The organism is Herbaspirillum sp. 1173, from assembly GCF_031455335.1.
GTDB lineage: Bacteria > Pseudomonadota > Gammaproteobacteria > Burkholderiales > Burkholderiaceae_D > Herbaspirillum > Herbaspirillum huttiense.
The window spans coordinates 59,560-73,240 of sequence record NZ_JAVDSP010000002.1; the positions used below are offsets into that span (position 1 = coordinate 59,560).

Here is a 13,681-nt window from a genome sequence, read left to right on the forward strand (position 1 = left end):
CGAGAATGGCAGACAGGCAATGGCTATAATGCTTATTCCACTTTGGAATAAATGAGATCACTATGGATCGCTTGCTGGCCATGACGGCCTTTGTACGGGTGGTGGAGGCGGGATCGTTCTCGGCGGCGGCGCGGGTACTGGGCGTGGGACAGCCGGCAGTCTCCAAGACCGTGGCGCAGCTGGAAGACAAGCTCAAGGTCAGGCTGCTGCTGCGCTCCACCCACGGTCTCACGCCGACCGAAGCGGGGATGCGTTTCTTCGAGCGCGCCCGCGTGGCCATCCAGGAAGCGGAGGAAGCGGAACTGGCCGCACGCGGTGCCGGTGCAGGCCTGGCCGGACGCTTGCGGGTTTCGGCCGCCCCCACCTTTGCGCGGCTGTTCGTGATTCCCTTCCTGCCGCTGTTTCTGGCACGTCATCCCGCACTGGAGGTGGACGTGATCCTGGATGACCGCACCATCGACCTGGTGGCCGAAGGCATCGACGTCTCCCTGCGCATGGGGAACCTGGCCGATTCCGCCAGCGTCGCGCGCAAACTGGCCACGACGCGGCGCTCGGTACTGGCTACCCGCGCCTATCTGGAGCGGGTTCCGGCACCAAGGGTACCGGCAGATCTGGCCAGGCACGAGACCCTGGCCTTGAGCCAATTGGACAATGTCTGGACCTTCACCCGTGCCAGTACCGCAGTCTCGGTCATGGTGCAGGGGCGGGTGCGTTTCAACGCCGCCGAGGGCATCCGCGCGGCCGTGCTGGCCGACATGGGTCTGGCCATTGCCTCTGACTGGATGTTCGCCCCTGAACTGGCGGCCGGCAGCGTGGTACGCGTCCTGGAAAAATGGACGCTGCCGGACATCTCCCTGTGGGCGGTCTTTCCCACCGGCAGGCTGGCCAGTGCCAAGGCGCGTGCCTTTGCTGATTTCGTCGAGGAGATCATGCTGCAGCAGCAGATCCTGACCTGAAGCAGGCGTCGATCAGGACGCGTGGCATGGATCCTGCATCGCATCGCGGCAAGCCTGCCGCCCCAAGCATGCCAGGACGGCAACGCAGGGGCACGAGCCATATCCACCGTGCAACACGGATGAAGAAAGTTTCACTTTTTGTCGCACTTTTAGACCAAGGTACAGTCGTACCGGCATCCGGCATGGCTTAGAATAGCCAAAGCTCACGACGTAATCGATTGGTACGCACCGGCTTGATGCGCGATGAATTCCCCCTTTTCGTCGCCCTGGACAGGCCGCCCAGGTGCGACATCTGAAAAGGAAACGTAATGACGCAGTCACCCAAAAACATCTCGGCCCTGATGTGTGAGCTCAGCGTGGCGCTGGCGGAATTGTCGGAGAAGATGAGCAATCTCTCGGTCACGCTGGAAAATTCCTACCTGGAATCCAACGCCCCGGAACCGGCCGCCCTCATGGAAGCGGCCCGCGAAACCATCGAGAAGGCGCGCGGCAGCTGAGTCCACGCCGCGCCCGCATCTCCCTTCAACTCACCTCATCCGGCAGCCGGATTCATTCCGGCCTGCCCGGCTAACCGGCCACCCAGCCACAGCAGCGGCCTCCCTCATCAAAAGTCATATTTCAGTTCGGCAAAGACCGTGCGCTGCGGGAAGGGATGGAACAGGAAGTAATCCCGGTTGGTCAGGTTGTCCACGCCCACCGCACCGCTCCAGTGGCGGTCGATGCGATAACGCACGCGGGCATCGAAGACGGTATAGCCATCGAAGCCCTGATAGGTGTGCGTGTTGATGTCGGTATTGTCGACGGTCGCGTAGACCCGCCCGCTGTAGCGCCCTGCCACCGTATAGGTCCAGCGGTCATCCGGCTTGTAGCTGGCCACCAGCGTGGCACGCCATTCCGGCACGTAGGGCGTGCGCTTGCCCACCGAGGTCGCGCCCGCCGTTGTGGCGACATAGCCCTTGTTTTCCAGGATGCGGGCATCGACCCAGGTCACGCTGCCGTTCAGCGAGAAACCGCGTACCAGCAGATCGTTGCGCTCGAAGGCCGCCTCGATGCCGCGCTGGCGGGTGCGATCCACGTTCTGCGTGAAGGAGGCGACACCGCTGCCGATGGTGGAACTCTGCGAAATCAGCGCATCCGACACCCGCTCTTCGAACAGCGAAACGCGCCACTTGCCCTGCCCTTCCTGCAACTGCTTTTCGATGGCCAGTTCGGTGGACCAGACCTTCTCGGGCTTCAGGTTGGGATTGGCCTGCAGATAGACGCCATTGAGCAGCACGTTCTGGTACAGCTCGCCCACGGTCGGGAAGCGCAGCGCGCGGCCGGTAGAGAGCGTCGTCACCCAGTCGTCCGCCAGGGCCCAGGCCAGCGAGGCTTTGGGCGAGAGTCCGCTGTGGCTGACCTCCGGCTGGTTCACCGCGAAGACGGTGCTGCCTGAGGTCGAGACATTGCGGCCATCGAAGGCACGCCACCATTCGTACCGTGCGCCCAGCGTGGCCTTCAGGGAAGACGACAAGCGCCACACATCCTGTGCCCACAGCGCCGACGTCTCGGTCTTGCCGCGCGAGTCGGAGGCCAGCGTGCCGTTGCCACCGCTGATCCAGTTGCTGGTGTTCCAGGTCGGCGTGGCCAGGGTGTAGCGATCCACATGCGCACCAAAGCTGATGACCTGGGCACTGCCCTGTGGACGCCAGATGCCCTTGGCATCGACCGTGCTCCAGCCGGTGCCGCTGGCATCGGCGATGGTGCCGGCCCCGCCGCTCTGGCCGGCCGGGAAGGTGGCCGTCGAGGTGCGCGTCAGGTCACGCGACGCGGACAAGGTCGACGCCGCCAGTTGCCAGTCCCACTCGCCCCCGGTCTTGCTGCGCAATTCCAGCGATTGCATCCATTGCTGCTGGTCCACGTCGTTGCTGGAAAAGCCGCTGGTATAGGCCGTGGCGCCACTGGCGGTCTTCAGGAAACTCTGCGGATTGGCACTGGCCTGGTTCTGCCAGAAGCCCAGGGTATAGGTGGCCGTGAGCGCTGGCGTGAAGTCGTAGGAGACCTTCAGCCGCGCCGTGTCCTGCACCGTATGGGTTAGATTGCCGGCCCCCAGCACATACAGGTTCTTGCCGGTACGATCCTGCGCCAGCACCGCGCCGGTAGTGCCGGCCGGCAGGCTGGTGGCGGTGATCCAGGTCACCGGCTGCGAGTAGCTGTCCAGATGATTGACCGAGAAGCGCCAGGCCAGCGCCCCGCTGCGATTGCCCAAGCCGACGTTGTACTCCTGCGCGCGATAGGTACCGGACGCGCCGTACTGGCTGAAATCCTGCTGCGCATATTGCGCCTTGATGCTGGCCTCGAACTGCTGCGGCATGCGCGTGGTGATCTCGGTGACCGCACCGTAGGAATTGCCCGGATACTCCGCCGCAAACGGTCCATACATCACGTCGATGCGCTCGATCTCTTCCGGTGCCACCATGAACCAGCGCGGCGAGCCATTGCCATTGTTGTTGTTCACCAGCGCCGAGAGCAGGATGCCGTCGGCATAGATCAGGCTGCGCGCACTGGCGTTCACGCCCGTGGTGCGAGTGGCCAGCGGGGATTGCGTATCGCCGATGTAGCGCTTGCGCACCGAGAGGCTGGGCAGATACTTCAGCGCATCCGAGCTGTCGGTGACGTTGATGCTGTTGGCAGCGGTATCGGCAGTGACGCTGGCCGTGGTCTGCGGCAGTTGCTTGCGCTCGGCGACCGAGCCACTGCTGCGCACTTCGATGGTGGGCAAAGTCGCGGCCTCGCTGCTGCCGTCACTGGCGGCGGCCTGCTGGGCCAGGGTGCTGCCGCTCCAGGCGCAGAGCACGGCCAGCAGCAAGGGATGCAGGCGAAGCGGACGGGAGACGGCAGAAGCCGGCGAAGACGGAGACAATGAGGAGCAAACAGGCAGCGTGTTCATGGCGAGGATGTCTGGCTTTTCTTGGTGTTGTGAGGGAAGCGCGCGCAGCCGCACCCGCGACCGCCGTGACGTTCGCACTCCCTGTTTTTTCATCGGCGCAATCTATCACGCAGCCTGTGCGCTGCAATCCCGTGGCCGTGCTGCCGTCCGGCAAGAGCGGCTTGCGGATCCGAAGAAAGTCCTTTTGGCACAAGCAGTTAGCGGCAGCGAACAACAAAAAAAATGGGCTGCGACATATTGCCGCAGCCCGCAAATACAACAGAGAGGAGGGGTGATTGGACCCGATTTCCGTCCTCCGTCCCTTAATCCACATCAAACACGCTGCGCTGATCCTTGCCCTTTTACCTTCACGCACAACATCCGGTCACGCCACCAGAAGCCGCGGGTGAATTGCGCATCGTCACGCCTGCGCCTCTTCTTGCGGAAATAAAAAAAATCCAGCTTCTTGCGCGAAGGCCGGATTTTTCATTCATCGATTCCAGAGATGAATCAGGTGCGCATCATCAACTGCCGCGATAAGTCGAATAAGCCCACGGCGACACCACCAGAGGCACATGATAGTTCTGCGAGGCATCGGCCACGCCGAAGGCAATCACCACTTCGTCGACGAAACGCGGTTCCGGCAGGCTCACGCCCTGTTCCGCAAAATAATCACCGGCCGCAAAGACCAGTTCGTACTTGCCGGGCTGCAGCGCCTCGCCTTCCAGCAGCGGCGCATCGCAGCGGCCATCGCTGTTGGTGACGGCGTGCTTGAGCAGCGTCTTGCCGCCGCCAGTCACCGCGTAGAGCGCCAGCTTGACGCCCGCGCCGGGCTTGCCCTTGGTGATATCCAGCACGTGCGTGCTCAGTTTGCCCATGTTGCTGTCCTTTCGCTGTGTAATGGATGAGTGATCGTGAGCGCCGATGATATACCGCCGCCCGCCAAACCCTATACGAGTGCGCTTATACCGGCCATCGATGCAGCGGACATAATGCCTTACCGCGCAGCCCCCTGCCAAACCGGAGCCGACATCCGGACCGCAGATACCAGCAAGGGCCCGGCGCGGCAATCATTTAAATCATTTATATCAAACAACATCCATCACTGGAGGAGACACCATGCCCATTCCATCCCTGCGCCTGCACGGCACGCTCGCGGGCGTCCTGCTCATGGCCGGCGGCAGCACCATGGCGGCCGACTGGGCCGACAACTCGATCGGCTACCGCTACGGCACGAAGTTTGCCGAGCCCTTCAATACGCAGGACATCAGCAAGAACATCGTCAACTTCCAGCATGCCAGCGGCTACAAGTACGGCACCAATTTCCTCAACGTCGACCTGCTGATGTCGGACAGCAAGGATGACAATGCCCAGGAAGCCTATGTCACCTATCGCCATACGCTGGACATCGGCAAGATCAGCGGCCGCGACCTGTCCTTCGGACCGGCGCGCGGGGTGGGCCTGACGCTGGGCTTCGACTGGAACACCAAGAACGACAACAGCTATGCCTCGAAGAAACGCATGTGGGTGGTCGGCCCGACCCTGATGATGGATGTGCCGGGTTTTCTCAACGTGAGCGTGCTGGCGCTGTTCGAAAGCAACCAGCCCAAGGGCATCAGCAGCCGCTACACCTATGACACGCATCCGATGCTGAACCTGGCCTGGGGGATCCCGCTGGGCGGCAGCGGATGGGCCTTCGAGGGCTACATGAACTACATCGCGTCCAAGGGCAGGAACGAGTTCGGCGGGTCGACTGCGCCCGAACTGAATTTCGACGGACAGCTCATGTACGACCTCGGCACGGCCATGGGACTGGGCAAGAACACCTTGCGCCTCGGCCTGGAATATCAGTACTGGCGCAACAAGTTCGGCAACCCGAGCAACGTGCCGGGCTCGCTGGCCAAGACACCGATGGTGCGCGCCGAATATCACTTCTGATCGCCTCCGGCAGCGGGAAGCCGCCCGTTGCGCCAAGGAGTTGGCCGCTCCTGATTGAAAAAAATCGAGCTTCCGATACAAATTTCAATCTTCAAAAACTCCTGCAAAAAATCGAAATTTGCAGGAGTTCTTTTTTTCTCCCCGCTTCCTATACTCAGCCGGATCCGCTCCCGGCACGTCGCCATCGCCGGCCGGATTCCCCCTGACATCTGACCGCCAGCCCCCGCCCGGACGCGCATCCCGCTTTTTTCACAAAGCTTCATATCGTCCCGGACACCGCTCATCGCCAGCCCAGAGATTTCGCCACCCTTACTCTCGGAACCTGACATGAGCTTCATCAAGAGCAAAAAGCACCCCTCTTCCCCGCCCTCTCCTGCCTCATCCAGCTGCTGCCTGTCGGCGGCGCTGGCGGGCGTCCTGCTGCTGCCGGCAGTCACCGCCCAGGCCCAGTCCGCTGGCGGCACACTGCCTTCGGTACAGGTCGATGCCGTCAAGGAATCGCCCTACAAGGCCGAGCAATCGGCCTCCCCCAAGCACACGCAGCCGCTGGTGGATACGCCGCAGACGCTGCAGGTCTTCAAGCGTCCGCTGATGGAACAGCAGGGTGCCACCACGCTCACCGAGGTGCTGCGCAATACGCCCGGCGTGGGCACCTTCTTCCTCGGCGAGAACGGCAGCACCAGTACCGGCGACACCATCTACATGCGCGGCTTCGACATCTCCAGCGCCATCTTCGTGGACAACGTGCGCGACCTTGGCGCGATCTCGCGCGACGTCTTCAACCTGCAGCAGGTGGAGGTCCTGAAGGGAGCCGCGGGCACCGACAACGGCCGGGGTTCTCCGACCGGCTCCGTCAACCTGGTCACCAAACAGCCCGAACTGGCCGATGCGGTCAGCGCCAGCGGCACCTATGGCAGCTGGAACCAGAAGCGCGCCACCGTGGACTGGAACAAGGTCCTGGACCCCGATCAGGGCCTGGCGCTGCGCCTGAACCTGATGAAACAGCACAGCGGCGTACCCGGCCGCCACCAGGTGCACAGCAGCCGCGACGGCTTCGCGCCCTCGCTGGCCTGGGGCCTGAACGGCCCCACCCGCATCCTCTTCAACTACGTGCACATGCAGCAGGACAACGTCCCCGATGGCGGCGTGGTCACCCTCGGCCTGCCCGGCTATCGCTCGCCGGATCCGGCGCGTCCCTTCATTGGCGACGCGCCCAAGGTGAATCCGAGCAACTACTATGGCCACGTGGACGACTATGACCGGGTCAACGCCGACATGTACACCCTGCGGGTGCAGCACGACTTCTCGCCCACCCTGAAGCTGGAAAACAGCACCCGCTACGCCCGCACCGACCAGGATTACCGCCTGGCCTCCTTCATTGCCACCGGCAGCGACCGGGGCAAGTACAAGTCCGGCATCCGCACGCCCTCGGCCACTGACCGCACCACCTGGCTACTGGCGCGCAACATCGTCACGCGGCGCGACCAGGCCAACGAGATCCTCAGCAACCAGACCCATGCCACGGCGCAGTTCAATACCGGCGCGATCCGGCACACCCTGGTTGGGGGCCTGGAACTGACGCGCGAACGCCAGCATGCGCTGGCCTTCACGGTGGACGGATTCCGTCCCCCGGCCAACCTGTACCAGCCGAATCCCCGCTTCGACGAATCGGAAGTCAGCATCCAGGCCACCGGCCGCAACGAGGGCCAGATCGATACCGTCGCGCTGTACGTGCTGGACACGCTCAAGTTCGACGAGCGCTGGTCACTGAACCTGGGCTTGCGCGAGGACCATTACCGCACCTCCTTCGACGGCATCGCGTCCGGCACCGCCACTGCACTGAAAACCTCGGGCAACCTGCTGAGCTGGAAGCTGGCGGCTGTCTTCAAGCCCACCAGCTACAGCAGCGTCTACGCCCTGCTGGCGAGTTCGCAGCAGCCGCCGGGCGGCAACAATCTCTTGCTCAGTGCCAGCCGCAGGAATCCCTCCCACCCCGACTACGCGCCACAAAAGACCCGTACCGCCGAAATCGGCACCAAGTGGGACCTGCTCGACCGCCGCCTGGCCGTCACCGGCGCGCTCTATCGCACCGACGTGCACAATGAGATCGAGCCGGGAACGCTGGCCGACACCTGGTTCCAGATCGGCGAGAAACGTACCGAAGGGGTGGAACTGGGCGTCACCGGCGAGCTCACCCGGGACATTTCGCTCACCGCCGGCTACAGCCGCATGAACAGCCGCGTCAACAAGGGACGCGTGGTCACCGCCAACGGCGAGAACTACCTGGCCTACGCACCGCGCCAGTCCCTGACCTCGTGGGCCACCTGGCGCGCGGCACCGGGCCTGGCGCTGGGCGGCGGCCTGCGCTATACCGACGGCCTGCTGCGCGGCACCGACAGCAATGCGCTGGGCACGCCCACCCGGACCGATGCCTACTGGCTGGTCGATGCCATGGCCAGCTATGCCATCAACAAGACCGTGGAGCTGCAGTTCAACGTGACCAACCTGTTCAACAAGCAGTACGCCGCTGCGATCAACAAGAGCGGATATCGCTACACACCGGGCGGCACGCGTGCCTTCTCGCTGACCGGCAACTTCCGCTTCTGATCTCCTGCCCGGCGGTGGCGGCGTTCTGCCGCCACCGCTGAACTGCTCCCACACCTCCCTCACGACCAGCCCACTGCATCACGCAGCGCACTGCCGTGAGGCTTCGTGTTTTTTATGCAACAAATGTAGTGTCGGCTTGCCCCGTCCGCCTTCCCGGATGCGGTGCGGCTTTGCGCGGGATGTTCTGAATGGAAGACCAAGAGCAGACGATCAGGGAACAGAAATTTTTAGAATAAGAATCACTTTTATTTGGCACCGTGGCTATAATTGTAAAAATCTCGTAGCAATTTGAAACATTGCGATATCAACGAGATACAAAAACTACAATCTCGCCAGCCATTACGGCGGAGCCTGCCAGGTCTCACCAGACCATGCGATTGCCCGTTCGACTCATAGCCAGCCAAGAGAACTCTCAACATTTTCTCTCGGAACCCTGCCATGAGTTACATCAAGAGCCGCAAGCACGCGCAGCCTGCCTTTGCTTCGACCCGTCTGTCCGCCGCCGTTGCCGGCGCCCTGCTGCTGCCGGCCGTGGGCGTGCACGCACAGACCAGCACCGCCCTGCCCAAGGTCGAAGTGACCGCCACCCAGGAATCGGACTACAAGGCCGACAAGGCCTCCTCGGCCAAGTACAGCCAACCGCTGGTCGACACCCCGCAGACCCTGACCGTGATCAAGAAGCAGCTGATCGACCAGCAGGGCGCCACCACGCTGACCGAAGCCCTGCGCAACAGCCCGGGCGTCGGCACCTTCTTCCTCGGCGAAAACGGTACTACCAACACCGGCGACGCCATCTACATGCGCGGCTTCGACAGTTCCAGCGCGATCTTCGTGGACAACGTGCGCGACCTCGGTTCGATCTCGCGCGACATGTTCAACATTCAGCAAGTGGAAGTCCTGAAGGGTCCGGCGGGCACCGACAACGGACGCGGCTCGCCGACCGGTTCGATCAACATGGTCACCAAGCAGGCCGAGATGAACAACTTCTTCAATTCCTCCGCCACCTATGGCAGCTGGAACCAGAAGCGCGCCACCGCCGACTGGAACAAGGTGATCGATGAAGAGCGCGGCATCGCCATGCGCCTGAACGTGATGAAGCAGGACAGCGGCGTCCCCGGCCGCCATGAAGTCAAGAACGACCGCTGGGGCGTGGCGCCCTCGCTGGCCTTTGGCCTGAACAGCCCGACCCGCGTGTTCCTGAACTATCTGCACATCGACCAGGACAACGTGCCCGATGGCGGCGTGCCCACCATCGGCCTGCCGGGCTATACCTCGCCGGATGCCTCGCGCTCCTTCCTGAGCGGCGCGGCGCGGGTGAACTCGTCGAATTTCTACGGCCTGTCGGGCGACTACGACAAGGTGACTGCCGACATGTTCACGGCGCGCGTGGAGCATGACTTCTCGCAGGACGTCAAGCTGCAGAACACCACCCGCTATGCCAAGACCAGCCAGGATTACCTGCTGACCGCCTTCATGGGCACATCGGCCAACCTGGTCACGCCGTCGGCCAGCAATCCCTCGGCCTGGACCCTGTCGCGCTCCAACCCGACGCGCAAGGACCAGAGCAACGAAATCATCACCAACCAGACCAACATCACGGCCGATCTGCAATCCGGCAGCCTCAAGCACACGCTGGTGGGCGGTGTCGAATTCACCCAGGAGAAGCAGCACGCGCTGTCCTTCACCCGCAGCGGCACGCTGTCGGTGGCCAACCTGTACAACCCGAATCCGAACGACGCCAAGACCTACACGATGACGGCCACCGGCTACAACGACGGCAAGACCGACACCGTCTCGGCCTATCTGTTCGACACCGTCAAGTTCAACGACCAGTGGTCGATCAACGCCGGCATCCGCGAGGACCATTACCGCACCACGTACTATTCCAACGCCGCCGGCACCATCACCAACCTGTCGACCTCGGGCAATCTGTTCAACTGGAAGCTGGCCGCAATCTACAAGCCGACCGACTACAGCAGCATCTATGCCCTGTACGCCACCTCGCAGCAGCCGCCGGGCGGCAGCAACTTTGCCCTGTCGGCCTCGGCCAACAGCGCGGCCAACAGCAACTACGCCCCGCAAAAGACCAAGACCTCCGAACTGGGCACCAAGTGGGATCTGATGAACAAGAAGCTGGCCCTCACGGCGGCCCTGTTCCACACCGAAGTGACCAATGAAGTCGAGCAGGATCCGACCTCGCTGCAGTACTTCCAGACCGGCAAGAAGACCGTGCAGGGTATCGAACTGGGCGTCACCGGTGACGTGACCAGCACCCTGTCGCTGGCAGCGGGCTACACCTGGATGGACACCAAAGTGAACAACGGTGCCATCACCACGGCCGCCGGCGAGAACAATCTTGCCTATACGCCGAAGCAGGCCTTCACTTCGTGGGCCACTTATCGCCTGCCGCAGGGCTTCACCGTCGGCGGTGGTGCACGTTACGTCAGTTCGCTGCTGCGCGGCACCGATGGTGCGGTCGGTACGCCCAAGTACGCCAACAGCTATTGGGTCTTCGATGGCATGGTTGGTTATATCGTGAACAAGAACGTTGATCTACAGCTCAATATCTACAATATTTTCGATAAAGACTACGTAGCGGCAATCAACAAGAGCGGCTATCGTTACACCCCAGGCACGCCGCGTTCGGTGGCGCTGACCGCCAACTTCAAGTTCTGATCCTGCCCCTGGCATTGAAGCCCTCACCGGGCGGGGTGCTCTGACTCGCAAGAGTTCGTGTCCCCTCCGGTGAGCCAGTGATCGGCGACTTGACGGCCCCTCCCGTGCGGAGGGGTTTTTTCATTCGCTACAGGAGAATTCCATCATGATGCTGCACATCCCCCAGGTCCTGACCCCGCAACAGGTCAGCCACATCCGCTCCGAACTGCAGCGCGCCGACTGGGTGGACGGGCGCGAGACCGTGGGTGAACAGGGGGCGCGCGTGAAGCGCAACCGGCAGTTGCCGGAACATTCGCCGCTGGGTTTCCAGCTGGGCGAGATCATCCTGGAAGCACTGCGCAGAAATCCCCTGTTCTTTGCCGCCGCGCTGCCCAAGAAGACCATGCCGCCGCTGTTCAACAGCTATGAAGGCGGCGAGCACTATGGCCTGCACGTGGATGGCTCGGTGCGCCTGCTGCCCAATGCGGCGGGCAGCATCCGTACCGATGTCTCGACCACCGTGTTCCTGTCGGAGCCGGACGAATACGATGGCGGTGAACTGGTGGTGGTCGATACCTATGGCACCCATGAAGTGAAACTGCCGGCGGGAGACATGATCGTCTATCCCTCCACCAGCCTGCACCGGGTCGAACCAGTCACGCGCGGGGCGCGCGTGTGCTCCTTCTTCTGGACCCAGAGCATGATCCGCGACGACTGGAAACGCAGCATGCTCTTCGAACTGGATCGCAACATCTTCGGCCTGCGGCAGAAACTGGGCGATACCGAAGAAGTGGTGGGACTGACCGGGCATTATCACAACCTGCTGCGACAGTGGGCGGATGTATGACCACGCCAAATTGTTTATTTGTTTTATATCGTTTTTGAATTGGCGTAGCTCGATACGCCAAATACGAAGGCCGTCCGGCATTGCACCGGACGGCCTTTTTCATGCAAGCCAGTGCGGGATCAGACGAAACGCCCGATTGCACCGATCACTGCCTCCCGCACCGATCCGCTGACCACGAAGTCATGCGCAGCGCGCACGTCATCATGGAACCAGCGATCGCCCTCCAGACACGCAGGAATCTGCCGGCGGATCTCCTCATAGGCCGCCTGCGTACCCTGCCCCAGCTTGAAGTCCTTGAGCAAGTCCTCGGTCATGGTCAGCGCCTGCGCCGCCAGCAGCATTTCCACGCCGACGATGTATTGCGTGTTCTGCACCACCGTCATCGCCTTGCGGGCGCACCAGGTCGAGTTGGAGATGTGATCCTCGCTGTTGCCCTTGGAGGGGATGCTGTCGACGCTGCCGGGCATGCACAGGGTGCGGTTTTCCATCACCAGCGAACTCATGGAACACTGCACCACCGGATAGCCGGTGTTGACGCCGCGCACGCCGCTCATCAGGTTGCGCGGCAATCCCCACGACAGGGTCGGATCGATCAGGCGCGCGATGCGGCGTTCGCAGATGCTGCCCAAGTCGGTGATGGCCATAGCCAGCAAGTCCATCGCCTGCGCCAGATACTGTCCGTGGAAGTTGCCGCCGGAAATGATTTCGAAACCTTCGCCGTCTTCCTTGTTGAAGATCAGCGGATTGTCGGTAGCGGAGTTGGTTTCCTTCTCGATGATGGTGTCGATATAGTCCAGCGCATCGAATACCGGGCCATACACCTGCGGAGCGCAACGCAGAGAATACACATCCTGAATGCGCGCGGTGTAAGGGATATCGGTGCGGCGCAATTCATCGGGCAATTGCACGGCGCGCGCTTCATGCGTGGTACGGGTGGAGCCCTTGAGCAGCGTGCGGATGACTTCCGCCGTCTTGATCTGGCCCGCATGCGGACGCGCCTGCTGGATACGCGGATCGAAGGCCGACATCTCGGCCCGCATCGCTTCCAGCGTCAGCCCGAGCGACAGGCAGGCATCGGTCAGCAGATGGCGCGCATCGTGCGCGGCGAGGATGGCGACGGCCAGCGAAGCGGTGCAGCCATTGATGAGGGCCGAGGCATCCTTGGCCTTAAGATCAAATTTGACCGAACCTATCCCGGCCTGCTCGATGGCCTGCGTGGCGCGCATGCGCTGGCCTTGATACATCACTTCAGCTTCATCGAAGCCGGCAATGGCAGCGGCCAGATAAGCCAGCGGCGCCAGATCGCCGGAAGCACCCACCGATCCCTTCTGCGGCATGATCGGGTGGATACCCGCATTGATGAAAGCCAGCAGGCGATCCACCACTTCCACGCGTGGCGCGGAATAATTCGAGGCGAATGCATTGGCCCGCAGCAGCATGGTGGCGCGGCTGACCTCTTCTGAGAACGGCTCGCCGATGCCCGCACTGTGCGCGCGGATCAGCTGGGTCTGGAACAGCTCGATATGCTCGACCTTGATGCGGGTGTCCTTGAGCAGGCCCACGCCGGTATTGAAGCTGTACATCATGGGCGCTTCATCGTGCATCCAGGTCGATTCGATGTAGTCGCGGCTTTGCTTGAGGGCGGCACGCGAAGAATCGGCCAGCGCCACTTTCAGGTGAGGCGCACGAGCCACGCTGACAACTTGCGCGGCGGTGAGATTGAATCCGTCGATGGTAATGGTTTGCATGAGTGCTCTCTGATGGAATCGG

At 62.4% G+C, this 13,681-nt stretch carries 10 protein-coding genes; 6 read left to right on the forward strand and 4 right to left on the reverse strand.

Going from position 1 to position 13,681, the window contains the following annotated elements:
- The first annotated feature begins 62 nt into the window (after window positions 1-62).
- Window positions 63-956, forward strand: coding sequence for a LysR family transcriptional regulator (locus J2X56_RS08265; protein WP_310159539.1), 894 nt, complete (start codon window positions 63-65; stop codon window positions 954-956).
- Window positions 957-1,264: 308 nt separating this feature from the next.
- Window positions 1,265-1,453, forward strand: a complete 189-nt coding sequence (locus tag J2X56_RS08270; protein ID WP_034333213.1) for a hypothetical protein — start codon at window positions 1,265-1,267, stop codon at window positions 1,451-1,453.
- A 107-nt stretch (window positions 1,454-1,560) separates the two neighbouring features.
- On the opposite strand, the gene J2X56_RS08275 is transcribed toward J2X56_RS08270, so the two are convergent.
- Both J2X56_RS08275 and uraH read right to left on the reverse strand, forming a co-directional pair.
- Entirely contained in the window at window positions 1,561-3,885 is a 2,325-nt protein-coding gene (locus J2X56_RS08275; protein WP_310159542.1) for a TonB-dependent receptor, read from the reverse strand.
- A gap of 503 nt (window positions 3,886-4,388) precedes the next feature.
- A complete protein-coding gene (uraH, locus tag J2X56_RS08280) occupies window positions 4,389-4,742 on the reverse strand; it encodes a hydroxyisourate hydrolase (protein WP_034333215.1) in 354 nt (117 codons plus the stop codon).
- Window positions 4,743-5,034: 292 nt separating this feature from the next.
- Here uraH and J2X56_RS08285 point away from each other — a divergent pair, with 292 nt between their 5' ends.
- A complete protein-coding gene (locus tag J2X56_RS08285) occupies window positions 5,035-5,802 on the forward strand; it encodes an outer envelope protein (RefSeq protein ID WP_310160458.1) in 768 nt (255 codons plus the stop codon).
- On the opposite strand, the gene J2X56_RS08290 is transcribed toward J2X56_RS08285, so the two are convergent.
- Complete coding sequence (locus J2X56_RS08290; RefSeq protein WP_209567172.1) at window positions 5,793-6,131, reverse strand: hypothetical protein; 339 nt, start codon at window positions 6,129-6,131, stop codon at window positions 5,793-5,795. The two genes, J2X56_RS08285 and J2X56_RS08290, sit on opposite strands and share 10 nt — an antisense overlap.
- Between J2X56_RS08290 and J2X56_RS08295 the strand changes: the two genes are divergently transcribed.
- From J2X56_RS08295 to J2X56_RS08305, 3 genes are all read left to right on the forward strand, one after another.
- Complete coding sequence (locus J2X56_RS08295; protein WP_310159549.1) at window positions 6,130-8,409, forward strand: catecholate siderophore receptor Fiu; 2,280 nt, start codon at window positions 6,130-6,132, stop codon at window positions 8,407-8,409. The two genes, J2X56_RS08290 and J2X56_RS08295, sit on opposite strands and share 2 nt — an antisense overlap.
- A gap of 438 nt (window positions 8,410-8,847) precedes the next feature.
- Window positions 8,848-11,085, forward strand: coding sequence for a catecholate siderophore receptor Fiu (locus tag J2X56_RS08300; RefSeq protein ID WP_310159552.1), 2,238 nt, complete (start codon window positions 8,848-8,850; stop codon window positions 11,083-11,085).
- A 145-nt stretch (window positions 11,086-11,230) separates the two neighbouring features.
- Window positions 11,231-11,911 carry a Fe2+-dependent dioxygenase gene (locus J2X56_RS08305; RefSeq protein WP_204725745.1) on the forward strand — a complete coding sequence of 227 codons (681 nt, stop codon included), beginning with the start codon at window positions 11,231-11,233 and terminating at the stop codon, window positions 11,909-11,911.
- A 119-nt stretch (window positions 11,912-12,030) separates the two neighbouring features.
- On the opposite strand, the gene hutH is transcribed toward J2X56_RS08305, so the two are convergent.
- On the reverse strand, window positions 12,031-13,659 hold the full coding sequence (hutH, locus tag J2X56_RS08310) for a histidine ammonia-lyase (RefSeq protein ID WP_209567178.1): 1,629 nt from the start codon (window positions 13,657-13,659) through the stop codon (window positions 12,031-12,033).
- Window positions 13,660-13,681: the final 22 nt, after the last annotated feature.